This window comes from Bradyrhizobium barranii subsp. apii, assembly GCF_011516635.5.
In the GTDB taxonomy this organism is placed as follows: Bacteria; Pseudomonadota; Alphaproteobacteria; order Rhizobiales; family Xanthobacteraceae; genus Bradyrhizobium; species Bradyrhizobium barranii.
The window spans coordinates 7,615,529-7,640,166 of record NZ_CP096255.1 but is presented as its reverse complement, the minus strand read 5'-3'; the positions used below and the strand labels follow the sequence as shown (position 1 = coordinate 7,640,166).

Sequence of the window (24,638 nt, the reverse complement as noted above, 5' to 3'; positions counted from 1 at the left end):
ACCTCGCTAAGCAGCAATAATCGGGCCGCGTCATTGTTTCGCACGGTCGGATGTGGATCGGGATGCCGGCTTGGCGAGGAATTCGAGCATCGCTGCGGCGGACTTGGCCCAGGAATATGTCATAAGGCGCTGCCGCTGCTTCTCCTGTTCCACCGGCGAGATCCTGCCGAGTTCAATTCTTTCGCGCATTCGTGCCGACAGCTGATCCGCGTTGAGCGGATCGAAATAGACGGCGGCATCGTTGCAGGTCTCGCGCACGGCATCGGCGGAACTCGCGATCACCGGACAGGCGAAGAACATCGCCTCCAGGGGAGGCACGCCGAATCCCTCATAAAGGCTCGGAAACACGAATGCGGCGGCCCGGGAGAACAGCGCGGCAATCTCCTCGTCCTTCAGGCGCCCGGCGATGACGACGCCGGCCCTCGATTCCGCGGCCGCGCCCCCGAACACCTTGTTGTTATCGCCACCGACCACGACCAGCGGAAAATCGGCGCGGCCAAGCTGCTCGGCGGCGCGAATGGCCGTATCGACATTCTTGTTCTTCGTCATCGAGCCGACGAAGAGGAAGAATTGATGGGGCGCAAGACGTAGCTTGTCGATGATCGAGAAGTCGGGCGCGACGGTCGCAAAATGTTCCGCGCTGTTCGCAATGACGGGGATCGAAGCCGGATCCAGCGACAGCACCTCGGCAAGTTCGTTGCGTGAAAACGCCGAAACTGTTGCGATCGTTGCCGTGCGCGCCAGCAGATGGCCGAGCGTCCGGTGTAGGGCGAGGTAGCGCCAGCTGAAGAAGTCCGGCCGCCGGAAAACCTGCGCGTCGTGAATCACGACGAGATGGCGCGGTGGAGTACGGGGCCGGAATTGGCGAGACTGACGAGACGGGTGCCGGCCGCGGCGCGCGCCAGATCGATCTGGTCCCACGCGTGCCCCTGCAAAGATCCGATCTGCTTGATGGCGATGCGGCGAAGACCTGGAAGCGTCTGCGCATTCGGCGGCGCAAGGATTTGCCACTCTGCATCCAGCAGTTGCTGCGGAGCCTCTCCGCTCGCGAGCAAGCGGTCCATCGCCTTGACGATCTCGGCGGCGTAGCGCTGCACGCCCGTGAGCGATTGTGACAGGAACCTGCCGTTGATGGAGAGTTTCAAAGTCGATCTTTTTCTTTGCGGGTTCTTGCGCGAACAATGCCCGAAGACTGAGCATCAGGCGCCGAATATACGTCCTATGACGTCTAGCACATGTGGCGCTATCGTCCGAGCATCCTTGCAGGCGGATAGCATGCGATGGTGCATGACGCCATCATGTTTCCTACACATTTCGATGCGCTTACATGGGCCGACTGATTTGATGATTGTCGTGACTGTCCAAACCTTGCCTCTCATGTCCTGGTCTGGCAATGCTCCGCGGAATGAACGAGATGACAACTTTGCGGCCAGTGATCGTTACCGGCGCTGCCGGCTTTATCGGAATGCATGTTTGTGAACGGCTGTTGGCACGTGGCGAGCAGGTCGTCGGCATCGATGCAATCACTCCGTATTACGATCCCGCGCTGAAGCGTGCGCGTCTCGCAACGCTCGAACACCATCCAGGGTTCAAATTCCACAAGATCGATCTCGCAGACTTCGCCGCAGTGACGCGCGTCTTCGACGAGGTCTCGCCCGATCGCGTCGTGCATCTGGCGGCGCAGCCCGGCGTGCGCGCGTCGATCGACGATCCCATCACCAGCATCCGGGCCAATTGTGACGGCTTTGTCACCGTGCTCGAAGCCGGCCGGCGCCATGGTCTGGCGCATCTCGTCTACGCCTCGTCGAGTTCGGTGTATGGCGCCAACCGCACCTTGCCGTATTCGACCGAGCATTCGGTGAACCATCCGGTCAGCCTTTACGCCGCAAGCAAGAAGGCTAACGAACTGATGGCGCATACGTTCGCGCATGTTCACAAGCTGCCGGTGACCGGGCTTCGCTTCTTCACCGTCTACGGCCCGTGGGGCCGGCCCGACATGGCCGCCTATCTGTTCACGCGCGCGATCTTCGCGAATGAGCCGATCAGGATTTTCAATAAAGGCGACATGTGGCGCGACTTCACCTATGTCGACGACATCGTCGAAGGGGTGATCCGCACCCTCGATCGGCCTGCGGCGCCGAATCCCGCGTGGAATGCCGAGCGGCCGGAAAATTCGTCGAGCTATGCGCCGTATCGCGTCTACAACATCGGCAACAACAGGTCGGTCAACCTGATGGAGTTCGTCGAGACGCTCGAGAAGATCATCGGCAAGCCGGCGATCCGCCAGCTGTTGCCGATGCAGGCCGGCGACGTCCTGGAGACGCGCGCCGACATTTCCGCGCTCCAGCGCGACGTCGGCTTCTCGCCGTCCACGTCGATCGCGGATGGCCTCGGCCGCTTCGTCGAATGGTATCGGAAGTACCACGGCGTCTGATCCCGCGGGCGACGGCACCTGCGTGTCGCCCGGGAATGCCGGCTCTTAAGCCGGTTCTTGCGCTGGTTCTTGCGCTTTTGACCGCCGGCGGCCTTGTCAGCGGGCGCGAACGGTGGTTATCCCGTCCCTCTGAACCTCTTTGACCCCGAACCAGGCGCGGGCCCATGGCTGAGCGGATCGCTCTCATCACCGGCGTGACCGGTCAGGACGGCGCCTATCTCGCCGAATATTTGCTGTCGCTCGGCTATGTCGTGCACGGCATCAAGCGGCGCTCGTCCTCGTTCAACACCGCGCGCGTCGATCACCTCTACCAGGACCCGCATGTCGGCAACGTGCCGTTCCTGATGCACTATGGCGACATGACGGATTCGACCAATTTGATCCGCCTGGTGCAGCAGATCCGGCCGACCGAGATCTACAATCTCGCAGCTCAAAGCCACGTCGCCGTCAGCTTCGAGAGCCCGGAATACACCGCCAACGCCGACGCGATCGGCGTACTGCGCCTGCTGGAAGCGATCCGCATCCTCGGCATGGAGAAGAAGACGCGGTTCTACCAGGCCTCGACCTCCGAGCTCTACGGCCTGGTGCAGGAGATCCCGCAGAAGGAGACGACGCCGTTCTATCCGCGCTCGCCCTACGGCGTTGCAAAACTCTACGGCTACTGGATCACGGTGAACTACCGCGAAGCCTACGGCATGTTCGCGTCGAACGGCATCCTGTTCAACCATGAGAGCCCGATCCGCGGCGAGACCTTCGTGACCCGCAAGATCACCCGCGGCGTCGCGCGTATCGAGGTCGGGCTGGAACAGACGCTCTATCTCGGCAATCTCGAAGCCAAGCGCGACTGGGGCCATGCCAGGGACTATGTCGAGGGCATGCACAGGATCCTGCAGGCCGACAAGCCCGACGACTTCGTGCTCGCGACCGGCGAGATGCGCTCGGTGCGCGAGATGGTCGAGCTGTCCTTTGCCCATGTCGGCCGCCGCATCGCCTGGCGCGGCAAGGGCGTCGAGGAGACCGGCGTCGATGAGACGAGCGGCAAGACCGTGGTGAAGATCGATCCGACCTATTTCCGTCCGACCGAGGTCGATCTCCTCGTCGGCGACGCCAGCAAGGCGCGCGAGGTGCTCGGCTGGACGCCGAAGCGGAGCTTTGCCCAGCTCGTCGAGGAGATGATGGCAAGCGACCTGGCGGAGGCAAAACGGGATGCGGCCAGTGGCAAACGCACCGTTTGAGCTGAAGGGCAAGAGCGTCTATGTCGCCGGCCATCGCGGCATGGTCGGAGCCGCACTGGTGCGCCGGCTGGCGCGGGAGGACGTGCAGCTCGTCACGGTCGACCGGCGCGAGGTCGATCTCTGCAACCAGGCCGCCGTGTTCGACTGGTTCGCGAAAGCGCGGCCGCAAGTGATCTTCCTCGCCGCGGCCAAGGTCGGCGGCATCGTCGCCAACGACACGCTGCGCGCCGAGTTCATCTACGACAACATCGCGATTGCCGCGAACGTGATCCAGGCCGCGCATCAAAACGGCGCCGAGAAGCTGATGTTCCTGGGCTCGTCCTGCATCTATCCGAAGCTGGCGCCGCAGCCGCTGCGCGAGGACTCGGTGCTGTCAGGCCCGCTTGAGCCGACCAACGAGCCCTATGCGATTGCCAAGATCGCCGGCATCAAGATGGCGGAGGCCTATCGCAGCCAGTATGGCAGCGACTTCATCAGCGTGATGCCGACCAATCTGTACGGCCCCGGCGACAATTATCACCCCGAATTGAGCCACGTCGTCGCCGCCCTGATCCGCCGCTTCCATGAGGCAAAAGTCGCAGGCGCAAAGAGCGTCATCGTGTGGGGCACCGGCACGCCGCGGCGCGAGTTCCTCTATGTCGACGACATGGCGGATGCCTGCGTGCACCTGATGAAGACCTATTCGAGCGCGGAGCTGGTCAACATCGGCACCGGCGAGGATATCACCATCGCCGAGTTCGCGCGCGTCGTGGCCGCCATCGTCGGCTACGGCGGCGAGATCAGTTTCGACACCTCGCGTCCCGACGGCACGCCGCGCAAATTGCTTGACGTCAGTCGTCTTGCAAAGCTCGGCTGGCGCGCGACGACCTCGCTCGAGGACGGCGTGAGGCGCGCTTACGCGGCGTATCTGTCGCATACGTAGAATGCAACCAATGCATGTCGCGTATTTCAGGAGATGACCGCAACACCTGTCACGCGCGGCGGTTAAGGTTTATTCGGTTCGCGAAGCAACCTGCCCTAATGTTGGGCGTGCGGCCGGATACAGAAATGGTCTAGGGTGTTCAGTGGAACATCCGTCTTCAACGGAAAGAGTTTTTCATGCGAATCGCGATGATCGGAACGGGCTATGTGGGACTGGTGTCCGGAGCCTGCTTTGCGGATTTCGGTCACGACGTCACCTGCGTCGACAAGGACGAGAAGAAGATCGCGGCGCTTCATCGCGGCGAGATTCCGATCTACGAGCCCGGCCTCGACGAGCTGGTCGCGACCAATGTGAAGGCCAAGCGGCTCGACTTCACCACCGATTTGTCGAAGCCGGTCGCGGACGCCGATGCCGTCTTCATCGCGGTCGGCACGCCCTCGCGCCGCGGCGACGGTCACGCCGATCTGTCCTATGTCTACGCCGCCGCGCGCGAGATCGCGCAGTCGCTCAGCGGCTTCACCGTCGTCGTGACCAAGTCGACCGTCCCGGTCGGCACCGGCGACGAGGTCGAGCGGATCATCCGCGAGACCAACCCTGCGGCCGACGTCGTCGTCGCCTCCAACCCCGAATTCCTGCGCGAGGGCGCGGCGATCCGCGACTTCAAGTATCCCGATCGCGTCGTCGTCGGCACCTCCGACGAGCGCGGCCGCAAGGTGATGGGCGACGTCTATCGCCCGCTGTCGCTGAACCAGGCCCCGCTGATGTTCACGGCGCGCCGCACCGCCGAGATGATCAAATACGCTGCGAACGCGTTCCTTGCGACCAAGATCACCTTCATCAACGAGATCGCCGATCTCTCGGAAAAGGTCGGGGCCAACGTGCAGGAGGTCGCGCGCGGCATCGGCCTCGACAACCGCATCGGCACCAAGTTCCTGCATGCGGGGCCCGGCTTCGGCGGCTCCTGCTTCCCGAAGGACACCAAGGCGCTGATCAAGATCGCGCAGGACTATGACGTGAGCCTGCGCATCGTCGAATCCGTGCTGGCCGTCAATGAGAACCGCAAGCGCGCGATGGCGCGCAAGGTCAGCCAGGCGCTTGGCGGTAGCTTGCGCGGCAAGACCATCGCCGTGCTCGGCCTCACCTTCAAGCCCGACACCGACGATATGCGCGATGCGCCGTCGATCCCGCTCGTCACCGGCCTGATCGACATGGGCGCGACGGTCAAGGCTTTCGATCCCGTCGGCATGGAGCAGGCCAAGGGCGAGCTGCCGAACATCACCTATTGCGAGGACGCCTATTCCTGCGCGCAAGGCGCCGATGCGCTCGTCATCGTCACCGAATGGGTGCAGTTCCGCGCGCTCGATCTCGGCCGGCTGAAGGCGGCCATGACCCAGCCCGTCGTCGTCGATCTCCGCAACATCTACCCGCCCGAAGAGATGCAAGCCGCCGGCTTCACCTACGAGAGCATCGGGCGATCGTCCCAGGCTTAAAGCCAGTCGTTTGAAGTTCGGCTTCGCCCGCCTCATCCTGGGGCGGGCGAAATCGTTTCTGATGCGATATGATCCGGCCGCATCAGGTCGCCGCGTTTGGCCGCGTTGCCGCGATGGAGATTGTCATGACCGACGACACGCACACGATCCGCAGTGGCGGGCTCACCGCGACCATCAAGGCACACGGCGCCGAGCTGTGCTCGTTGAAGGACGGCAGCGGTGTCGAATTTGTCTGGCAGGCGGGGCCGGCCTGGCCACGCCACGCGCCGCTGCTGTTTCCGATCGTCGGGCGTCTCGCCAATGACGAAATGCGGCACCGGGGCAAGACCTACCGGATGACCCAGCACGGTTTTGCGCGCGACAGCCGGTTCGCGTGGGTAGAGCGCGGCGAGAACCGTTGCACGCTGGCGCTCGAAGACAGCGAGACAACGCGCGCGCACTATCCGTTCGCATTTCGCCTGACGGCCACCTATGCGATCGACGACGCTGGTCTCGATCTCTCGCTCACGGTCGTGAACACTGGCAAGGAGACATTGCCGGTGTCGCTCGGTGGCCATCCCGCCTTCAACTGGCCGCTTCAGCCTGGAATGTCGAAGGAGAGCTACGCGCTGACGTTCACGAACGAGGAGCCGTCTCCGGTTCGCCGTGTCGAGGGCGGACTCCTGCTCGCGGCAACGGATCCGAGCCCCGTCAGAGGCACCGTGCTTCCTTTGTCGGAGTCCCTGTTCACCAATGACGCCGTCATCCTCGACCCCGTCAACAGCCATGCGGTCCGCTATGCGGCCGGGCAGGGGGCCGGGCCCTGGCTCAAAATGTCATGGCGCGGCTTTCGCGAGCTCGGCGTCTGGTCGAAACCGACAGGCGCGCCGTTCCTCTGCATCGAGCCCTGGCGCGGCTATGCCAGTCCCGTCGGTTTCGAAGGCGAGTTCAGCGACAAGCCGGGTCTGATGCACATCGCGGCCGGCGCGAACGAAGAACTGTCGTACCGGATCGAGGTCGGATCGTCCTGAGACCGGACGGCGCATCGCGCAGCCGTCAGACCTCGATCCGCGTGAGATCCTCGCCGAGCACGACGGGACCCGAATAGTCCTTCCTGACGTCCGCGAGCAACGCATCCAGCATGGCATCGTCGGTGCGCGGACGGTGATGGGTCAGCGCAAGCTTCTTAACGCCGGCCTTGGCTGCGATCTTGCCGACCGTATCGCCGCAGGCGATCGTGTATTTCGCGAGCCGGCGGAGATGGTCGTTGTTGATTTCAGGCGTTGCGAGAAAGCAGCACTGCACCAGTAGGTCGGCTCCTTCAGCCAGCCGCTCGAGACCGGGGCAGGGCACCGTGTCGCCGGAGATCGCAATGACCTTGCCCTCGGCTTCGAAGCGGAAGCCGAGGCACATCCAGCGCGCGAGAAACGCCGGCGACATGTCGAGACCGTCGCCATGTGAGACGAGCTCGGCGCTGATCTTCCAGCGACCGGTGTCGAGGACATGGCCGGGAATGATGTCCGTCGCGACGACCGGCTTCCAGCCGCCAAAGGTCGGCTCGCCCTGATCCCGCCAGGCGATGTCCTTGTCGTAGACCTGTGTGATCAGCGTGTTGACGAGCCGTTCGGTATCGGGCGGACCGTAGATGCGCAGATCGTCCTTGCGCCCATGCATCCACGAATTCAGCATCACATCATAGAGGTCGCCGATGTGGTCGAAGTGGTGATGGGTGAGAAAGACCGTGTTGATGGCGCCGAGCGGCACGCCGGCTTTGTGGAGCTGCACCATGACGCCGCGGCCCGCGTCGAACAGGATATTCTCCTCGCCGAGCCTGATCAGCGTGGTCGTCGCCATGCGGCGCGGGTCCGGGCGTGGGCCGCCGGTGCCGAGCAGTATGACTTCCATGGCGCCTACTCCAGCGTGAAGCCGGTCGACCTGATCACGCCGCCCCGGCGTGTCTGAAGATCTTTCGTGGCGTACTGTAGATTCGAAGGCGTCAGCTAGACAAGTCGCGCGTCAGTGCAGACCGGCCACAGTGGCCGCAATGGTTGGCCGGATCGTCGAGCGGCCCGATCCCGCGGACGTCAGGCGATGCGCAAAATCCTGCGCGCGCCGCTCGACCAGATGCCAGGTCGCGCGTGCGACGAGATAGCTGAGCGCGGCGGTGACGGCATAGGCGATCAGCAGCGAGACCAGTCCGTCCGCAAGCGGCCAGATCTGGCGCAGGCCGTAGATCACCGCGAAGTGCGACAGGTACATCGAATAGGAGTTGCGGCCGAGCGCCTCGATCGGCCGGCAGCGGATCGCGAGGCGGATGCAACCTGCAACCAGCGCGCCGAGCACGAGGTTGATCATCAAATAGTTGAATTCATGCGAGCCGGTGGCGCGGTCGGCGATGAAGGACAGCGCGATGAAGGCGGCGAAGATCGCGGCGTCCGACTTCGCAAAGCCGTCGCGCAGCGAGAAGAACAGTGCGCAGCCGGTGAGGAAGACCGGAAGCTGGTTCAGGAAGCTGATGTGCAATGCGTTCCACACGAACGCTTCGTGGCCGGGACCATAATAGGCCGAGAACAGCGCGAACGCCCACGGCTTGAACAGGCAGACATTGACGAGATGCAGCGCGATCGCGAGCGCGAGATAGAGATGGCGGCGCGATCCGAAGGCCGTGATCACGAAGGGGAACACGAGATAGAACGTCATTTCCGCGGCGATCGACCAGTCGCCCGGCACGACGCTGTTGACGCTGTCCGGCCAGAAGCCGTGCAGGAACGTCGCGGTCAGGATCACCTGGTGCGGCCCGATGCCGTTGGGTGCGTTGTAGCTGGGACCCGTGCCATTGACGAGCAGGTAGAGCGGGATCGCGAGCCAGAACAGCGGCGCGATGCGCAGGAAGCGCCGGATGTAGAATTTGCGCGTCGGGTCGGTTTCGGTGCGCTGCGTCCACATCAGGCACATCGTCATGGCGCTGACGAAGTAGAACACGTTGACGCCGGTCCAGCCGCACATGAAGGCGAAGTCGACGGCGTGGATATTTGAGGGAAAAGATTGTGAAACGTGGATCGCCATCACGCCGACGATGGCGAGGCCGCGCAGGACGTCGAGCGTGTGAGAACGGCCGAAAGGCGTTGCACCTTGCTCGGTTCGTTCGGCGGCCAACCGGGCCTGCCCCTGCATCACGCCTGCTCCGTGGTTTCGCATCTGCAAGCGGAGACCATAGAGGCGCGGCCGGCTGTTTCGAAGCCGAAGCCTTTCTTTACGTTAACCAGCGGTTGAGTCCGATGCCGAATGTACGGGATCGGCGGTGTCGAGGAGGCTGGTCGTCGCTCGCACGAGCCACGCCGGCATGATGATGCGCGCGATGAGAATCGTGGGGCAATTCATACTTAATACGCCAATACCATGACCAATATTGTTCGGGCAGCACAACACGCCTAGTATTCCAGCAGGCAAATTTCGGGGGCTCGAATAAGTCGTGAATGTTCGTTCACAGGACAGTGCGCTGCGCGACGACTTGAACTTTCAAGCCGCGCCACAAGCACACAGGACATCCAACAACGTGGTTGATTCCGCACGTCAGGAATTGAGGCCTGCCGGTCGCGAACGGCTGATCGTCGTCGAAGACGATCCCGTGACGCGGACGATGCTGGTTGGCTATTTCAGCGAGAACAATTTCGACGTGATCGGCGCCGGCTCCTGCGCGGAATGCCGCCAGGCGCTGCGCTCGCGCACCGATCTCGTCTTCCTCGACGTGCAGTTGCCTGACGGCGACGGCTTCGAGCTCGCCAAGGAGATCCAGGCGACCAGTAACGCCGGCATCATCTTTGTGACGCGCCGCGACACCGACGTCGATCGCATCCTCGGGCTCGAGATCGCCGGCGACCATTACGTCACCAAGCCGATCAATCTGCGCGACCTGCTCGCGCGTGCGCGCAGCGTGCTGCGGCGGCGTTCGATCGATCGCAAGGCGGCGCGCAACCACAATTCGATCGCCTTCGGCGACTGGATCATCGACCTGACCCGGCGCGAGCTGCTCGGCAGCGACGGCAAGCCGGTCGCGTTGACGCGCGCCGAATTCGACCTGCTCGCGGCGCTGGTCGGCGCCGACGGCCGGCCGCTCAGCCGCGACTATCTGATCGAGGTCGTCAGCAACCGCCAGGCCGAGGTCGATATCCGCACGGTCGATGCGCTGGTGGCGCGGCTGCGGCGCAAGCTCGTCGGCAGCGGCACGCCCGTGATCGCGACCGTCACCGGCGTCGGCTACAAGCTCGCGCTCAGCGAGCGGCTCTAGCCCTCATCCGTCGAAAGATCCGATCGCCCTCGCGCCTATCGCGCGCGGGCGCTCTGGTCCGTCGATGTCCTTTGCGCCGCCCCGGCCAGCTGGTCATCGACCGCATACAGCGTGCAGGTCGGCGACCATTTCATGCAGGCGCTAAGCGAATCGCGCCGGGCGTCGTCGGCGGTCGTGCGGCCCGAACGCCAGCCGTAACCGCCGTTCGGCGACACCGCAAAAGCCTTATGTGGCATGGTGCTGGCGAGATAGCGCGAGAATTCGGCGCGCGCGGCCTCGTTGAGCTGGCCCGGCGGCGGCAGCGGATCGGGAAGGCTCAGGATGTCATGGCCGAGCCCGCGCTCGCGCAGGAAGGCGTCGAGATAGGGCGTCCATTGCGGGCGGCCCACCACCGAATAGAGATAGTGACCGTCGTCGCCGTAAGGCGGCGCGGCAATGAATTTCGCGTGACCGCCATTGCCGCGAAATCCGTCATAGAGGCGGCGCGCGAGATCGGGGCCGAAGAACGAATCGTTGGCCGCATAGACCCACAGCATCGGCACGCGCGAGGTCTTGCCGAACATGGCGAAGGCCCGCGCCAGCCCATCCTCGTTGCAGACGTCGTCGTCATCGCGCGAGCCGCGGCCGCCGGCAAAGCTGATCGCGGCGATCAGACCCGGCGGCGCCTGCGCGGTCAGCGCGACGGTGGCGAGCCCGCCGGCGGAATGGCCGGCCGCGATCATGCCCGATGTCGTGACGTCGGCCCTGCGCCCCATCGCATCGATCGCGGCGCGCAAATCCGCGACCGCAACCGCCGCCGCCGGCAGATAGGCGGCATTGGCGCAGCCGCCGACGCTGTCGACGCGCCCGCCGGGCGAGGTGCCGTAGCCGCGCCGCATCACGATCAGCGCGGCAAAGCCGCGCCGGGCGTATTCGAGCGCGATCCCGTAATATTTGTGCGCCGACATGGTCGCGCGGTCGTCGAAACTGCGCGGCGAGCCGTGGCTGAGCAGCGCGAGCGGATAGCGCTTCGTTCCGGCCGGCCGGACCAGAAAGGCCTCCAGCCCCTGCGGCCCGGCCTCCGTCATCGGAATGCGCAGGTCTTCCGTGTAGAACTCCGAGGCCATCGCATTGGGCACGACGCCAGCCGTCGCAAGCCAGGCCACCAGAACAACCAAGAGCCTGTGAAACAGCGTCATGCCCCGACTCGAAAAAGCCCCGATTTGAAAGACCATAGCATGATCTCGGGAACGGCCAGCCCGCCGCGCGTGTTGTGCCCTTGGCGGGGGTCCGGCCGATGCTATGGTATTCCGCAAACTCTGCACGACAGGACGAGGATATTTCAGTGGCTGATGTTCATCCCGCGGCGGGCAAGCTGGTCTCGCCGGACGCGCTCACCAACGTTCCGCGGCTGGTGACGGCCTATTTCGCCGGCAAGCCCGATGTCGGCGATCCCGCGCAGCGGGTGGCGTTCGGAACCTCCGGCCATCGCGGCACGTCGTTCAAGAACAGCTTCAACGAGGGCCACATCCTCGCGACCACGCAGGCGATTTGTGACTACAGAACAGAAAAGGGCCTGACCGGCCCACTCTTCATCGGCATCGACACCCATGCGCTGGCCGAGCCGGCGCTGGTCAGCGCCGTCGAGGTGTTCGCCGCCAACGGCGTCGACATCATGATCGACAAGGACGGCGGCTACAGCCCGACGCCTGTCATCTCGCACGCGATCCTGACCTACAACAAGGGCCGCACTAGCGGCGTTGCCGACGGCGTCGTCGTCACGCCCTCGCACAATCCCCCCGAGGACGGCGGCTACAAATACAATCCGCCGCATGGCGGGCCGGCCGACACCGACGCGACCTCTGTCATCGAGAAGCGCGCCAACGCTTATCTCGCCGACGGCCTGAAGGGCGTGAAGCGCATCGACTACGCCAAGCCGCGCAAATCCGCGAATGTGCACGCCTACGACTTCATCACGCCCTACGTCGCCGATCTCGGCAATGTCGTCGATCTCGATCTCGTCAAATCCGCCGGAATCAATATCGGGATCGATCCGCTCGGCGGCGCCGCCGTGCATTATTGGCATCCGATCATTGAGCGCTACGGCCTGAAGGCGACCGTCGTGAACGAGGCGATCGATCCGACCTTCCGCTTCATGACCGTCGACTGGGACGGCAAGATCCGCATGGATTGCTCCTCGCCTTACGCGATGGCGAGCCTGATCGCGATGCGCGACCGCTTCGACGTCGCCTTTGCCAACGACACCGATGCAGACCGCCACGGCATCGTGACGCGCACCGGCGGCCTGATGAATCCGAACCATTACCTTGCGACCGCGATCGCCTATTTGTTCGCGCACCGCCCGAACTGGGGCAAGGATGCCGCGATCGGCAAGACCGTGGTGTCGAGCTCGATCATCGACCGCGTCGCCAAGAAGCTCGGCCGCAGGCTGGTCGAAACGCCGGTCGGCTTCAAATGGTTCGTCGACGGCCTCCTCACGGGCGGCTTCGGCTTCGGCGGCGAGGAGAGTGCAGGGGCCTCGTTCCTGCGCCGCGACGGCGGGGTGTGGACCACTGACAAGGACGGCATCATCCTCGGCCTGCTCGCAGCCGAGATCATGGCCAAGACCGGCCGCGATCCCAGCCAGCTCTTCAACGACCTCACCGCCGAGCTCGGCGTGCCGCACTATGCGCGCATCGACGTCGCCGCCACCGCGCCCCAGAAGAACATCCTCAAGTCCGTGACGCCCGAGCAACTCGGTCTCAAGGACCTCGCCGGCGATCCCGTCCGCGCCACGCTGAGCAAGGCGCCCGGCAACGGCCAGCCGTTCGGCGGCATCAAGGTCGAAACCGATTTCGGCTGGTTCGCCGCAAGGCCGTCGGGCACCGAGGACGTCTACAAGATCTACGCGGAAAGCTTCCGCAGCACCGAGCACCTGAAGCGGATTCAGGAAGAGGCCCAGGCGGGCCTGAAGAGGGTGTTCGGGGCGTAGGGCACTGAGCCCAGGACGACTCTTCGGTTGCTGCTCCGAGGAAGTGCTTTCCGCATTCTCCGCTGTCATCACCCGCGAAAGCGGGTGATCCAGTACGCCGCGGCCGTGCCGTGATGCGGAGGAGCCGCGGCGTACTGGATTCCCCGTCTTCGCGGGGAATGACATGTGGTAGAATTGTATACACTATCAGGATAATAGGTATTTAAGTACGCCAAATTTAGCCTTGAACGATTCTATCCCTCCGCTATTGTATACTTAACGCATACATAAGCCTTGGGAGAGCGACCCGTGACAAAACCCTTCCCGATGAACGCCTGGTACGCCGCGGCGTGGGACGCCGACGTCAAGCCGGCGCTATTGCCGCGGACGATCTGCGGCAAGCATGTCGTGATGTACCGCAAGGCCGATGGCTCGGTGGCGGCGCTGGAGGATGCCTGCTGGCACCGCCTGGTGCCGCTGTCCAAGGGCCGCCTGGAAGGCGACACCGTCGTCTGCGGCTATCACGGCTTGAAATACAATGCGCAGGGGCGCTGCACCTTCATGCCCTCGCAGGAGACCATCAATCCGTCGGCCTGCGTCCGCGCCTATCCCGTGGTCGAGCGTCATCGTTACATCTGGCTCTGGATGGGCGATCCCGCGCTGGCCGATCCCGCGCTGGTGCCGGACATGCACTGGAATCACGATCCGGCCTGGGCCGGCGACGGCAAGACCATCCGCGTCAATTGCGACTACCGCCTCGTGCTCGACAATCTCATGGACCTCACCCACGAGACCTTTGTGCACGGCTCCTCGATCGGCAATGATGCGGTGGCCGAAGCGCCGTTCGACGTCACCCATGGCGAGAAGACGGTGACGGTGACGCGCTGGATGCGCGGCATCGAGGCGCCGCCGTTCTGGGCCAAGCAGCTCGGCAAGCCCGGCCTCGTCGACCGCTGGCAGATCATCCGCTTCGAAGCCCCGTGCACGATCGCGATCGATGTCGGCGTGGCGCCGACAGGCACCGGCGCGCCGGAAGGCGACCGCTCGCAGGGCGTCAACGGTTTCGTGCTCAACACCATCACGCCGGAGACCGAGAAGACCTGTCACTATTTCTGGGCGTTCGTCCGCAACTATCAGATCGGCGAGCAGCGCATCACCACCGAGATCCGCGAGGGCGTCTCCGGGATCTTCCACGAGGACGAGCTGATCCTCGAGGCGCAGCAGCGCGCCATGGACGAGAACCCCGATCGCATCTTCTACAACCTCAACATCGACGCCGGTGCGATGTGGACGCGCAAGCTGATCGACAGGATGGTGGCGAAGGAAAACCCGCCGCAGCAGCTCCAGGCCGCGGAGTAGGCCAGGTGAAAGCAGCGCCCGAGCGTGAGGTCGACCGCTCCGTCTCGCAGACCGTAAAGGCGCAGCTCGCGCTGCGCGACCAGATCCTGTCGGGTCGCTTACGGCCCGGCGAGCGCATCTCCGAGCTGCAGGCGGTGGAGACGACCGGCGCCTCGCGCACGCCGGTGCGCATGGCGCTGGTGCGGCTGGAGGAGGAAGGCCTGCTGGAGGCGATTCCCTCCGGCGGCTTCATGGTCAAGGCGTTTTCCGAGCGCGACATCTCCGATTCCATCGAGCTGCGCGGCACGCTCGAAGGGCTCGCCGCGCGCTTCGCCGCCGAGCGCGGCGTCTCAGCACGCGAACTCGAGCCGCTGAAGGAGTGCCTTGCCGCAATTGACGAATTGCTGCGCCAGGTGCCGATCTCGGTCGACGCGTTCTCATCCTATGTCACGCTGAACGCGCGCTTCCACGCACTGCTCACGGAATTGTCGCGCAGCCCGCCGCTGATCCGGCAGATCGACCGCGCTTCGGCGCTGCCGTTCGCCTCGCCCAGCGGTTTCGTGATGGCGCAATCGGCGCTGCCCGAGGCGCAGCAGATTCTGATCATCGGGCAGGAGCACCATCGCGTCGTGATCGACGCGATCGAGAACCGCGAAGGTGCCCGCGCCGAAGCCGTGATGCGCGAGCACGCGCGCCTCGCGGTGCGAAACTTGCGGCTTGCGCTGCGCAACCGAACCCATCTCGACCTCTTGCCGGCGCTCGCGCTGATCAAGACCGCAACCGACTAGGGCAGTCACCATGCGTTTCATCGAAACCTGGATTCCGGCAACGCTCGTCACGACGCGCGATCTTGCGCCGGGCATCCGCGAATTCCTGATCCGGCCGGATCAGTTCGACGGCACAGCCTATCCGGTCGGCAGCCACATCAATATCAGCGTGACCATCGACGGCCTGCCGGAGACGCGATCCTATTCGCTGGTCGGCGAGGCGTCCTCGCGCGGTTTCAAGATCGCGGTGCGCCGCGCCGAGGATTCCCGCGGCGGCTCGCGCTACATGTGGCAGCTCACCCCCGGGGCTCGGCTCGACATCACCCGGCCGGCTTCGCTGCTCGCAGTCGACTGGACGCGCGAAAACTATCGCCTGATCGCTGGCGGCATCGGTATCACGCCGATCCTTGGCGCCGCACAGGCGCTGGCGCGTCGCGGCGTTGATGTCACGCTGCATTATGCCGTGCGCTCGCGCACCGATGCCGCCTATCTCGACGATCTCGCCAAAATGCTCGGTGAACGCCTAGTCGTTCACGCGAGCGACGAGGGCCGGCGGCTCGACCTCGATGCGCTGTTCGGATCATTGCCGCAAGGTGCGCTGGCGCTGTTCTGCGGTCCGATGCGGATGCTGGATGCCGCGCGCCACGCCTGGATCGGCGCCGGCCATCCGCTTCCCGATCTCCGCTACGAGACCTTCGGCTCCAGCGGCACGCTGCCGACCGAGACGTTTCGCGTGCGCCTGAAGGGGACCGATGTCGAGCTCGAAATCCCGCGCGAGCGCTCGATGCTTGATGTGCTCAATGCCAGCGGCCACGACGTGATGTACGATTGCAAGCGCGGCGAATGCGGCCTGTGCGCCATCGACGTGGTCGAGGTCGACGGCGAGATCGATCATCGCGACGTCTTCTTCAGCGATCACCAGAAGCAAAGCAATCAGAAGATCTGCGCCTGCGTCTCCCGCGCCCGCGGCACCATCACCGTGGACACGCTGTTGAGGGCGGACGCGATCTGACCGGGGGTTGGAAGGCGTACTCGGAAAACGCGATCAGCCTGAGGCATGCGCATCCGCTCTCCTCTCGGGAGCAGATGGGTGCAGGTCGTACTGGCGAGGCAGCTAAGGGCGGTGAGCGGGCTTCGTTTGCAGCGCCAACGGGCCGGTAAGAGCGCTTCGTGCGGTCCACCAATCATGATAGGTTTGCTCTCGTAGTAAAAGTGTTCAGCCGGTCTTGGACAGCAAGGGTGGAGGTTCTGCCATGAAATCCAATTCTGTCTCGCTGGCAGTCGATGAGTTCGCCAAAGGGCGAGCTGACGCGCTGATTTTGATCGGCCGCATTCTCCTCGCGTGGGTATTCGTCGGAAGCGCGTATGGAGCAATATCCAACTTCAGCGGCTCTGTGGGTTATTTCAGGTCCCTGAACCTTCCAGCACCTGAGCTGTTCACGATGACGAACATCGTACTGGAAGTATTGATATCCGTCGGTTTGATATTGGGCGTCGGTACGCGCTACTGCGCAATTCTGACGTTTGTGTTCGTATTGGCGGCATCGGCTATTGCGCACCGCTACTGGGAGTATCCCGCGGGTGCGCAGCAGATCGGTCAATACAATCACTTCTTGAAGAATGTCTCGATCATGGGAGGCGCGATGTTGATCTTCGTCACCGGGGCGGGCCGGTTCAGTTTCGATCGGGCATCGTAGCCGAGATCACTTCAAGTCGGGCTTGAAAGCTTCCTCTATCGCGCGGCGGATGCTCTTTGAGAGCTGCTTCAGGGTCTTGCTCACGAGGGCGAAGAGAAGCATCAACCATGTCGCAAGCGCGGCACACCACAGCACGACTTCAAATATCTCAGGCATGATGATGCCCCTTAAAAATATCTACTCTGAAATGCGGCAAGTGTTGCTTAATGGGGCCGACACGGCAAGCCGTCTTGAGAGTGGTAGCGCGCCGAAACACTCGGAAACGCTCTCAAAACAGCGGACAGCCTTAGGTCAGGGATGCAGACCAACCCTATGACCGCGAAGACTGGCGCGGGATGCAGAACTGCCTGGCAGCGATTCATTTGCAAAGGGTGGCTTGAAGAAATTCTGCCCTGCGCGAGTCTGCTTCACCCCTGGAAGCGGACCGCCTCACATTTGCGAGTATTGCCCTACGCCGCGTAGGTCGCCCGCAGCTTTTTCGTGTCCAGCAGCGCCAGAACGCCGTCGGCCGACACCGGCCGGCTGATCAGATAGCCCTGCGCTTCGTCGCAACCGAACTGGCGCAGAAACTCGAGCTGGTCGGCGGTTTCGACGCCTTCCGCAACCACGCCGATGCGCAGGTCGCGCGCCAGCGAGACCACCGACTTCACGATCGCGGCGCAGTCGGGCTGCACCAGCATGTCGCGGATGAAGGACTGGTCGATCTTGATACGGCTGAACGGCAGCTTGCGCAGATAGGTCAGCGAGGAGAAGCCGGTGCCGAAATCGTCCAGCGCCACCGTGGTGCCGAGCTCGAGCAGCGCGTTGAGGACTGACGCCGCGGAGCCGTATTTCGACAGCAGCATCGATTCCGTGATCTCGACCTCGAGCCGGTGCGGGGCGACCTTGGCGTCTGCGAGCGCCTGCACGATGGTCTGGAGGATGCCGGTGCTGTGAAACTGCGCGGCGGAGAAGTTCACGGCGACCCTGATGTCCTCCGGCCAGTCCGAAAGCGTCGCGCAGGCACGCCGGATCACCCATTCGCCGATCTCGTGGATCAGCCCGGTCTCCTCGGCGATCGGGATGAATTCGCTCGGCGGTACCAGTCCGCGCCGGGGATGCTGCCAGCGCAGCAGCGCCTCGAAGCCGGTGATGCGGTTCTTGCCGAGATCGAGGAACGGCTGGAACACCAGGAACAGCTCGTCCCTGGCGATGGCACCTTCGAGGTCCGCTTGCAGCGCCTTGCGATCGCGTGACACCCTGTCGTCGGCTTCCTCGAAGAAGCAGACCGTGCCGGGACCAGCCTTCTTGGCGCGATACAAAGCGGCGTCGGCATTCTTCATGATGTCGAGCTGCGTGGTGCCGTCGCGCGGCGCCAGCACGATGCCGACGCTGGTCGCGCCGGCGATCTGGCGGCCCTCGATCTGGAACGGTTCGTCGAAGGCCGCGACGAAGCGTTCGGCGATCTCGAGCGCATCTTCGGGCCGCGCCAGATTGGCCATCACCAGCGCGAACTCGTCGCCGCCAATTCGCGCGACGTGCTCGGCGGCGCGCGTGCAGCGTTGCAGCCGGCTTGCGACCTGGACCAGGAATTCGTCGCCGGCGGGGTGGCCGAACTTGTCGTTGACCTCCTTGAAGCGGTCGAGGTCGAGCAGGAGCACCGCGAATTCTTCGCCCGACAGGGCCATCCGCCGCAGCGCGGCTTCGAGCGTCTCATTGAAGGCGAAGCGGTTGGGCAACAGCGTGAGGGGATCCTGCCGGACCGTGCGCTCGGCCTCGATCTGCCGGATCACGCGCCGCGCGAACGCGAATGAATTGACGAACACCGCGCGCAGCAGCACGCTGCCGTAAACCACCACCAGGATGGCCATCAGCACATAGGCGGGATCGCCGTCGCGGCCGAGGCAGATGGCGATGCCGACGAAGATGGGGCTCGTGAAGGCGATAGCTGCAATCGGGATCGTGGCGAAGGCCAGCGCGCCGCCGGCCAGCATTCCCGAGCAAAGGCAGGTGATGACGAGCTGGCCGCCGGTCGCGGCATTCGCGAAGAAGGCGACCGGGACGATGCCCCAGGCAACGCCGAGCACGAAGGCGTTGCGCACCAGCCGATGCATCGCCCGGCGCGAAACGAATTGCGGTTTTGTGATCCGGCGCGAGGCGTGGGATTGCAGGCCGAACGCGATCGCGGCGCCGGCCACGATCACGGCCCAGGCCAACGCAAACGTCCAGTCCGGCGAATGCCAGAGCGCGATGGCGAGCACGGCCGCGTTGCAGGCATTGGCAAGCATGATGCCGACGGAGTAGCCGAGCACCAGTGACATCTGATCGGCGCGGATATGTCCGGCGACGGCTTCGTCGGTTGCAGGACCGCCAAAGGCCGACAGATCGCCGGCGAACAGCCGCGCGAAATAGCTGGTCGTTTGAGTCCGCATTCCAGGGCCTAGCAGCATGGGCCGTTTGTCCGGCTCGATCAGGAGGATTCGCTGCAAACCTTTGACGAAATATGAATTATCCCCGCTGGCCACGATCGCCATGGCCACTTCTGCGTGTTCAAGCGAGGGTATCGATAACAAATCGATACAAATGCGGCGCCCCGCGTTACGGTTGTAACAGTGGGCCGATCGCAGAACGCGCTCGGCCTTCATGGTTCGAGACGCGCCGCAAGGCGGCGCTCCTCACCATGAGGGTCGAAGATGTTGCCGCGGAGCAGACCTCATCCTGAGGAGCTCGCTGAAGGCGGGCAGTCTCGAAGGATGGCCGCGAGGAGGCTGCCAGCCCGCTCTGTTGCCAAATGTGCCGAACGTCACCGCCCGAGCTGCTTCGGATCATAATAGAACCGTTCTTCGATCAGCTGATCGCCCTGCCAGGTCTGCCACGCGATCTCATCCAGCGTTCGGATGGCGCCTTCGGCGTTGGTGAAGCTGAACCGCCAGCGTGTCGCGACGTGATCGCCCTCGATCAGGCTCGGCCCGATGCGGACGGCCTTGACCTCCCTGGATGCCGCGAGCACGCCGCGCTCCTTGGCGACGAGCTTGTCGCGGCCAACCGTCGGGGCGGCGTTGTTCTCATAGGTCGCGGCATCGGGCGTGTAGTACTGCTCGATCGCTTCGACAAACTCCCCGTTCTCCAGCCGCTTGGCAAAGGCTTCGACGACATCACGGCTCGGCATGGATCACCCCAAGATTAAAACCGACTGATAGTCGGTAAATACCGACCGGTAGTCGAAAAGTCAACTGGCCGGGTGCGACGAATTGGACTAGACGGGAGCCATGGCAAAGCAGGCGGAGCGGCGGGCGGCGACGTCGGAGGCGATCCTGACGGCGGCGCGCCGCCTGTTTGGGACGCAGGGCTTTGCCGCGACCACCATGGACGACATCGCGGAGGCCGCGGGCGTCGCCAAGGGCGCGGTCTATCATCACTTCAAGACCAAGGAGGCGGTGTTCGAAGCGGTGTTCGATTCTGTCTCGCGCGATCTCGTCGCCGAGATCGACCGCACCGCGCGCGCCGAGAAGGACGTGCTCGCCGCGATGGTCGCCGGCACCCAGCATTACTTTGCGGCGACCGCCAAGGGCCCGACAGGCCAGATAATCCTGCGCGACGGCCCGGCCGTGCTCGGCTGGGAGCGCTGGCGCGAGATCGACGCGCAGCATTTTGGCGGTAAGATGCCGCGCGCGCTGTCGGTGGCGATGGAGGCCGGCCTCATCGCAAAGCAGCCGGTCGAGCCGCTGGCGCGGCTGCTGCTCGGCGCGGTGACGGAAGCGGCGGTCGCCTGCGCCGGGCGCACGGATATCGCAAGGGCAGGGGCGGAATATGCCCGTGCGTTCAAGTCACTGGTCGAGGCGCTGCGTCTGCGCGCATGATTGTGCTAGTGACGAACCGGAAACGCCCACCAACAAGAAGAACAGTAGCGCATGAACGCAAATTCCTCCCTCGCGCCGTCCGATCCTGAGTTCGACTACATCATCGTCGGCGCCGGCTCTGCCGGCTGCGTGCTCGCCAACAGGCTCTCGGCGAACGGCAAGCACAGCGTGCTGCTGCTCGAGGCGGGACCTAAGGATTCCAACATCTGGATCCACGTGCCGCTCGGCTACGGAAAACTGTTCAAGGAGAAGACCGTCAACTGGATGTACCAGACCGAGCCGGAGCCCGAACTGAAGGGGCGCCAGGTGTTCCAGCCGCGCGGCAAGACGCTGGGCGGATCGAGCTCGATCAACGGCCTGCTTTATGTCCGCGGCCAGCACGAGGATTACGATCGCTGGCGCCAGCACGGCAATGCCGGCTGGAGCTATGACGACGTGCTGCCCTATTTCAAGAAAGCCGAGAACCAGGCGCGTGGCGCCGATCAATATCACGGCAGCGGCGGCCCGCTGCCGGTGTCCAACATGGTCGTGACCGATCCGCTGTCGAAGGCCTTCATGGATGCCGCGGTCGAGACCGGTCTGCCCTACAATCCCGATTTCAACGGCGCCACGCAGGAGGGCGTCGGCCTGTTCCAGACCACGACGCGCAACGGCCGCCGTGCCTCGACGGCGGTGGCCTATCTCGGACCCGCGAAGACGCGCAGCAATCTCAAGGTCGAGACCGAGGCGCTCGGCCAGCGCGTGCTGTTCGAGGGACGCCGCGCGGTCGGCGTCGAATATGGGCAAGGCACAACCGTGCGCCGGGCCCGCGCGCGCAAGGAGGTCGTGCTGTCGAGCGGCGCCTACAACTCGCCGCAGCTCCTTCAGCTCTCGGGCGTCGGCCACGATCTCCAGGACCACATGCAGGTCCGCATTGTGATGCGTTGCTCGCAGAAGATCACGCTCAACGACACCGTCAATAATCCGTTCCGCCGCACGTTGGCCGGCGCGCGCTATGCGCTGTTCCGGAAGGGTTGGCTGACGATCGCGGCCGGCACGGCCGGCGCCTTCTTCAAGACCAGTCCGCGTCTGGCCTCGCCGGACATCCAAGTGCATTTCCTGCCGTTCTCGACCGACAAGATGGGCGAGAGGCTGCATGATTTTTCCGGTTTCACCGCCTCAGTCTGCCAGCTCCGGCCCGAAAGCCGCGGGACCTTGCGCATCAAAAGCGCGGACCCGACCGTGCCGCCGGAGATCCGCATCAACTACATGTCCACCGAGACCGATCGTACCACCAACGTCGAAGGTCTCAAGATCCTGCGCAAGATCCTGAATGCGCCGGCGCTGAAGCCGTTCGTGGTCAGCGAGTACGATCCTGGCGCGAAGGTATCCACGGATGGAGAGCTGCTCGATTATTGCCGCGAGCGCGGCAGCACCATCTACCATCCGACCTCGACCTGTCGTATGGGCAATGACGCGCTGGCGGTGGTGGATCAGCGGCTGAAGGTGAGGGGGCTCGAAGGCCTTCGCATCGTCGACGTTTCGATCATGCCGGACCTCGTGTCGGGGAATACCAACGCGCCGATCATCATGATCGCCGAAAAGGCCTCCGACATGATATTGGAGGATGCGCGATAAACATTGCGCTGAAAGGACATTCGACTTGGCTACGCGACTGAAGATCGGCACACGCAAGAGCGCGATGGCGCTGGCACAGACGGAAGAGATTGCGCGCCGCCTGACCGCCGCCATGCCCGATCTCGATGTCGAGATCGTCAAGTTCGACACCACGGGCGATCTCGACCAGACCAGCAAGCTGCTGCCGCATGGCGGCAAGGGCGGCGCCTTCGTGGCGCAGATCCGCGCTGCCGTGCTCTCCGGCGAATTGCAGGCCGCGATGCATTCGCTGAAGGACATGCCCGGCAATGAGGACACGCCCGGCCTCGTCATCGGCGCTACGCTATCGCGCGATCCCCCGAGTGACGCACTGGTGCTGCGCGATGGGGCGACGCTGGAAGCGCTGCGCCAGTCCCGTGGCAAGGGTTTCAAGATCGGCACCAACGCCGTGCGTCGCGCCGCCTATGCGCGGCGGCTGTTTCCTGATGTCGAAGTGATCCACTTCCGCGGCGCCGCCGACACGCGCGTGCGCAAACTCGACAATGGCGAGAAGCAGAAGTTGCCGGATGGCGGCGCGGTTGGTCCCGCCGATGCGTTGATCATGGCGCGTTCCGGCCTCGACCGCGTCGGCCTCTCTCACCGTATCGCCTATGAATTCACCGCGGCGGAGATGCTGCCCGCGGCAGGCCAGGGCATCGTCGCCGTGGAATGCGCCGCGCAGGACTGGCAGACGCGGCAGATCCTGGCATCGATCGACGATCCCTCTGCGCACGCTTCTGCCGATGCCGAGCGCGAGGTGCTGTGGGTGCTCAACGGCCATTGCAATTCGCCGGTGGCGGGTTTTTCGACCATCGTAGGCGATCAGATGTCGCTGACGGCGTCCGTGCTCGACCTCTCCGGCAACACCATCATCGAAGCCTCGCACACGGGCCCCGCCAACCGCCCGCGCGAGCTCGGCCGTGCGGTGGGACTGGATCTGCTGGCGAAGGGCGCCGCCGAGATCATCGAGCGCAGCCGGCCGCGCTAGCTGGCCTGTGAAATCGCAATCGGCGGGATGATGCCAGCCTGCTCCTGTTTTGCCCGACGTGTCAAACGTAGGCGCAATCTAGTGCGATGACCGCGCATCTGATTTCAGTGCCCTCTAAGAGTCTGTCCGGAAAGATTACCTTGGATTGCATAGCTTTCGCAGCATGAGTCGGATGGAGGCCAGCTTGAGAAAGGCGAGCGCCCTGTGATTGAAGCATTCCCAATCTTTGGACAGTCTTCGGCATCGCCCGAGCCAGGCAAAGGTACGCTCGACGATCCAGCGTTTGGGCAAGACGACGAAACGGTGAGCCTGATCGGAGCGTTTGACGATTTCGAGGTTCACGCGCTTCAGAGCGCTACGCAGCCCCTTCTGGAAATGTGGCCCTTGATATCCGCCGTCGGCGTAGAGCTTCAGAAGAAAGGGATAGAGGCCGAACAACGTTGCCATCAGGAGCACGCCGCCGTCGCGATCCTGGATGTCCGCCGCATGCACGATGGCGTGCATCAAGAGGCCTTGCGTGTCGACGAGAATGTGCCGCTTCTTGCCCTTGATCTTCTTGCCCGCGTCGTAGCCATGGAGATCATGAGGCCCCCTTTTTCAGCGCTTTTCACGCTCTGGCTATCGATGATGGCGGCGGTGGGAGAAGCCTCGCGCTCGGCCCTTTCGCGACATTCGACATAGAGGGCGTGATGAATTTTATCGAGCGTGCCGTTCCAGCTCCACAGATCGAAGTAGCCATACAGCGTCGAGCGCGGCGGCAGGTCCTTGGGGATCGCGCGCCACTGGCAACCTGTGCTCAGGATGTACATCAGCCCGTTGGCAATCTCGCGCAGGTCCACCGTACGCTTGTTGCCGCCGCGCTTGGCCGGCGGGATGCGAGGCGCGATCAGCGCCCACTCCTCGTCGGTCAAGTCGCTCGGATAGCGCAGGCGGCTGCGGTCGTAGCGTGCACGGTTCTCGGTAGTCCACATTGGCGGCGCGTCCCCATCGAATCAGGCCGCTCACCTTGAATCACAACCGATTCATTCGACTCAACATGTTTTGGAACAGACACTAAGTCATTGATCGGGCGTGGT

The 24,638-nt window shown here is 64.0% G+C and carries 22 protein-coding genes and 1 pseudogene; 14 read left to right on the top strand and 9 right to left on the bottom strand.

Annotation, left to right across the window (positions count from 1 at the left end):
• Positions 1–30: 30 nt before the first annotated feature.
• On the bottom strand, positions 31–921 hold the full coding sequence (locus tag HAP41_RS36690) for a glycosyltransferase family 4 protein (protein ID WP_248577143.1): 891 nt from the start codon (positions 919–921) through the stop codon (positions 31–33).
• The gene (locus HAP41_RS36685; RefSeq protein WP_248577142.1) at positions 825–1,097 is read right to left on the bottom strand and encodes a hypothetical protein; all 273 of its coding nucleotides are present in this window, start codon (positions 1,095–1,097) and stop codon (positions 825–827) included. Before HAP41_RS36685 ends, HAP41_RS36690 begins: the two co-directional genes overlap by 97 nt.
• A gap of 317 nt (positions 1,098–1,414) precedes the next feature.
• On the opposite strand from HAP41_RS36685, the gene HAP41_RS36680 reads away from it, so the two are divergent.
• The 5 genes from HAP41_RS36680 to HAP41_RS36660 all read left to right on the top strand — a co-directional run bounded on the left by HAP41_RS36680 (position 1,415) and on the right by HAP41_RS36660 (position 7,091).
• Positions 1,415–2,434, top strand: coding sequence for an NAD-dependent epimerase (locus HAP41_RS36680; protein WP_038960118.1), 1,020 nt, complete (start codon positions 1,415–1,417; stop codon positions 2,432–2,434).
• Positions 2,435–2,598: 164 nt separating this feature from the next.
• Positions 2,599–3,669 (top strand): GDP-mannose 4,6-dehydratase, encoded by a 1,071-nt coding sequence (gmd, locus tag HAP41_RS36675; RefSeq protein WP_166084292.1) that lies wholly within the window; start codon positions 2,599–2,601, stop codon positions 3,667–3,669.
• The gene (gene fcl / locus HAP41_RS36670) at positions 3,641–4,591 is read left to right on the top strand and encodes a GDP-L-fucose synthase (RefSeq protein ID WP_166084324.1); all 951 of its coding nucleotides are present in this window, start codon (positions 3,641–3,643) and stop codon (positions 4,589–4,591) included. Before gmd ends, fcl begins: the two co-directional genes overlap by 29 nt.
• Positions 4,592–4,767: 176 nt before the next feature.
• The gene (locus HAP41_RS36665) at positions 4,768–6,081 is read left to right on the top strand and encodes a UDP-glucose dehydrogenase family protein (RefSeq protein ID WP_166084326.1); all 1,314 of its coding nucleotides are present in this window, start codon (positions 4,768–4,770) and stop codon (positions 6,079–6,081) included.
• A 125-nt stretch (positions 6,082–6,206) separates the two neighbouring features.
• Positions 6,207–7,091 (top strand): aldose 1-epimerase family protein, encoded by an 885-nt coding sequence (locus tag HAP41_RS36660; RefSeq protein WP_166084334.1) that lies wholly within the window; start codon positions 6,207–6,209, stop codon positions 7,089–7,091.
• A 25-nt stretch (positions 7,092–7,116) separates the two neighbouring features.
• Here the strand turns inward: HAP41_RS36660 and HAP41_RS36655 are convergent, their stop codons facing one another.
• Positions 7,117–7,965, bottom strand: coding sequence for an MBL fold metallo-hydrolase (locus HAP41_RS36655; RefSeq protein WP_166084360.1), 849 nt, complete (start codon positions 7,963–7,965; stop codon positions 7,117–7,119).
• A gap of 111 nt (positions 7,966–8,076) precedes the next feature.
• Positions 8,077–9,234, bottom strand: a complete 1,158-nt coding sequence (locus HAP41_RS36650; RefSeq protein ID WP_166084369.1) for an acyltransferase family protein — start codon at positions 9,232–9,234, stop codon at positions 8,077–8,079.
• Between the two features lie 298 nt (positions 9,235–9,532).
• On the opposite strand from HAP41_RS36650, the gene HAP41_RS36645 reads away from it, so the two are divergent.
• Entirely contained in the window at positions 9,533–10,348 is an 816-nt protein-coding gene (locus tag HAP41_RS36645) for a response regulator transcription factor (RefSeq protein WP_166084371.1), read from the top strand.
• 35 nt (positions 10,349–10,383) lie between these two features.
• On the opposite strand, the gene HAP41_RS36640 is transcribed toward HAP41_RS36645, so the two are convergent.
• The gene (locus HAP41_RS36640) at positions 10,384–11,526 is read right to left on the bottom strand and encodes an alpha/beta hydrolase family protein (protein ID WP_166084393.1); all 1,143 of its coding nucleotides are present in this window, start codon (positions 11,524–11,526) and stop codon (positions 10,384–10,386) included.
• A 146-nt stretch (positions 11,527–11,672) separates the two neighbouring features.
• Between HAP41_RS36640 and pgm the strand changes: the two genes are divergently transcribed.
• The 5 genes from pgm to HAP41_RS36615 all read left to right on the top strand — a co-directional run bounded on the left by pgm (position 11,673) and on the right by HAP41_RS36615 (position 17,100).
• Positions 11,673–13,319 (top strand): phosphoglucomutase (alpha-D-glucose-1,6-bisphosphate-dependent), encoded by a 1,647-nt coding sequence (gene pgm, locus HAP41_RS36635; protein ID WP_166084404.1) that lies wholly within the window; start codon positions 11,673–11,675, stop codon positions 13,317–13,319.
• Positions 13,320–13,607: 288 nt separating this feature from the next.
• Positions 13,608–14,657, top strand: a complete 1,050-nt coding sequence (locus HAP41_RS36630; RefSeq protein WP_166084406.1) for an aromatic ring-hydroxylating dioxygenase subunit alpha — start codon at positions 13,608–13,610, stop codon at positions 14,655–14,657.
• A gap of 5 nt (positions 14,658–14,662) precedes the next feature.
• The gene (locus HAP41_RS36625) at positions 14,663–15,424 is read left to right on the top strand and encodes a GntR family transcriptional regulator (protein ID WP_166084425.1); all 762 of its coding nucleotides are present in this window, start codon (positions 14,663–14,665) and stop codon (positions 15,422–15,424) included.
• Between the two features lie 10 nt (positions 15,425–15,434).
• A complete protein-coding gene (locus HAP41_RS36620) occupies positions 15,435–16,415 on the top strand; it encodes a PDR/VanB family oxidoreductase (RefSeq protein ID WP_166084440.1) in 981 nt (326 codons plus the stop codon).
• Positions 16,416–16,656: 241 nt separating this feature from the next.
• The gene (locus tag HAP41_RS36615) at positions 16,657–17,100 is read left to right on the top strand and encodes a DoxX family protein (RefSeq protein WP_166084470.1); all 444 of its coding nucleotides are present in this window, start codon (positions 16,657–16,659) and stop codon (positions 17,098–17,100) included.
• A 6-nt stretch (positions 17,101–17,106) separates the two neighbouring features.
• On the opposite strand, the gene HAP41_RS36610 is transcribed toward HAP41_RS36615, so the two are convergent.
• From HAP41_RS36610 to HAP41_RS36600, 3 genes are all read right to left on the bottom strand, one after another.
• Positions 17,107–17,256 carry a hypothetical protein gene (locus tag HAP41_RS36610; protein WP_166084486.1) on the bottom strand — a complete coding sequence of 50 codons (150 nt, stop codon included), beginning with the start codon at positions 17,254–17,256 and terminating at the stop codon, positions 17,107–17,109.
• A gap of 293 nt (positions 17,257–17,549) precedes the next feature.
• Positions 17,550–19,511, bottom strand: coding sequence for a putative bifunctional diguanylate cyclase/phosphodiesterase (locus tag HAP41_RS36605; protein ID WP_166084506.1), 1,962 nt, complete (start codon positions 19,509–19,511; stop codon positions 17,550–17,552).
• Between the two features lie 371 nt (positions 19,512–19,882).
• Positions 19,883–20,248 carry a nuclear transport factor 2 family protein gene (locus tag HAP41_RS36600; RefSeq protein ID WP_166084513.1) on the bottom strand — a complete coding sequence of 122 codons (366 nt, stop codon included), beginning with the start codon at positions 20,246–20,248 and terminating at the stop codon, positions 19,883–19,885.
• 100 nt (positions 20,249–20,348) lie between these two features.
• On the opposite strand from HAP41_RS36600, the gene HAP41_RS36595 reads away from it, so the two are divergent.
• The 3 genes from HAP41_RS36595 to hemC are packed head-to-tail and all read left to right on the top strand — an operon-like array spanning position 20,349 to position 23,562.
• Positions 20,349–20,939 carry a TetR/AcrR family transcriptional regulator gene (locus HAP41_RS36595; protein WP_166084515.1) on the top strand — a complete coding sequence of 197 codons (591 nt, stop codon included), beginning with the start codon at positions 20,349–20,351 and terminating at the stop codon, positions 20,937–20,939.
• 51 nt (positions 20,940–20,990) lie between these two features.
• Positions 20,991–22,556 carry a GMC family oxidoreductase gene (locus HAP41_RS36590; RefSeq protein ID WP_166084523.1) on the top strand — a complete coding sequence of 522 codons (1,566 nt, stop codon included), beginning with the start codon at positions 20,991–20,993 and terminating at the stop codon, positions 22,554–22,556.
• 25 nt (positions 22,557–22,581) lie between these two features.
• Positions 22,582–23,562 (top strand): hydroxymethylbilane synthase, encoded by a 981-nt coding sequence (gene hemC / locus HAP41_RS36585; RefSeq protein WP_166084553.1) that lies wholly within the window; start codon positions 22,582–22,584, stop codon positions 23,560–23,562.
• Positions 23,563–23,697: 135 nt separating this feature from the next.
• Here the strand turns inward: hemC and HAP41_RS36580 are convergent.
• Positions 23,698–24,533, bottom strand: a pseudogene (locus HAP41_RS36580) (IS5 family transposase).
• Positions 24,534–24,638 lie beyond the last annotated feature (105 nt).

Excerpts from the sequence above, each read along its gene's own strand:
- HAP41_RS36680 (WP_038960118.1), top strand. The coding sequence starts at position 1,415 with ATGACAACTTTGCGGCCAGTGATCGTTACCGGCGCTGCCGGCTTTATC.
- gmd (WP_166084292.1), top strand. The coding sequence starts at position 2,599 with ATGGCTGAGCGGATCGCTCTCATCACCGGCGTGACCGGTCAGGACGGC.
- fcl (WP_166084324.1), top strand. The coding sequence starts at position 3,641 with ATGCGGCCAGTGGCAAACGCACCGTTTGAGCTGAAGGGCAAGAGCGTC.
- HAP41_RS36665 (WP_166084326.1), top strand. The coding sequence starts at position 4,768 with ATGCGAATCGCGATGATCGGAACGGGCTATGTGGGACTGGTGTCCGGA.
- HAP41_RS36660 (WP_166084334.1), top strand. The coding sequence starts at position 6,207 with ATGACCGACGACACGCACACGATCCGCAGTGGCGGGCTCACCGCGACC.
- HAP41_RS36655 (WP_166084360.1), bottom strand. The coding sequence starts at position 7,965 with ATGGAAGTCATACTGCTCGGCACCGGCGGCCCACGCCCGGACCCGCGC.
- HAP41_RS36650 (WP_166084369.1), bottom strand. The coding sequence starts at position 9,234 with ATGCAGGGGCAGGCCCGGTTGGCCGCCGAACGAACCGAGCAAGGTGCA.
- HAP41_RS36640 (WP_166084393.1), bottom strand. The coding sequence starts at position 11,526 with ATGACGCTGTTTCACAGGCTCTTGGTTGTTCTGGTGGCCTGGCTTGCG.
- HAP41_RS36620 (WP_166084440.1), top strand. The coding sequence starts at position 15,435 with ATGCGTTTCATCGAAACCTGGATTCCGGCAACGCTCGTCACGACGCGC.
- HAP41_RS36615 (WP_166084470.1), top strand. The coding sequence starts at position 16,657 with ATGAAATCCAATTCTGTCTCGCTGGCAGTCGATGAGTTCGCCAAAGGG.
- HAP41_RS36610 (WP_166084486.1), bottom strand. The coding sequence starts at position 17,256 with ATGCCTGAGATATTTGAAGTCGTGCTGTGGTGTGCCGCGCTTGCGACA.
- HAP41_RS36605 (WP_166084506.1), bottom strand. The coding sequence starts at position 19,511 with ATGCGGACTCAAACGACCAGCTATTTCGCGCGGCTGTTCGCCGGCGAT.
- HAP41_RS36600 (WP_166084513.1), bottom strand. The coding sequence starts at position 20,248 with ATGCCGAGCCGTGATGTCGTCGAAGCCTTTGCCAAGCGGCTGGAGAAC.
- HAP41_RS36595 (WP_166084515.1), top strand. The coding sequence starts at position 20,349 with ATGGCAAAGCAGGCGGAGCGGCGGGCGGCGACGTCGGAGGCGATCCTG.
- HAP41_RS36590 (WP_166084523.1), top strand. The coding sequence starts at position 20,991 with ATGAACGCAAATTCCTCCCTCGCGCCGTCCGATCCTGAGTTCGACTAC.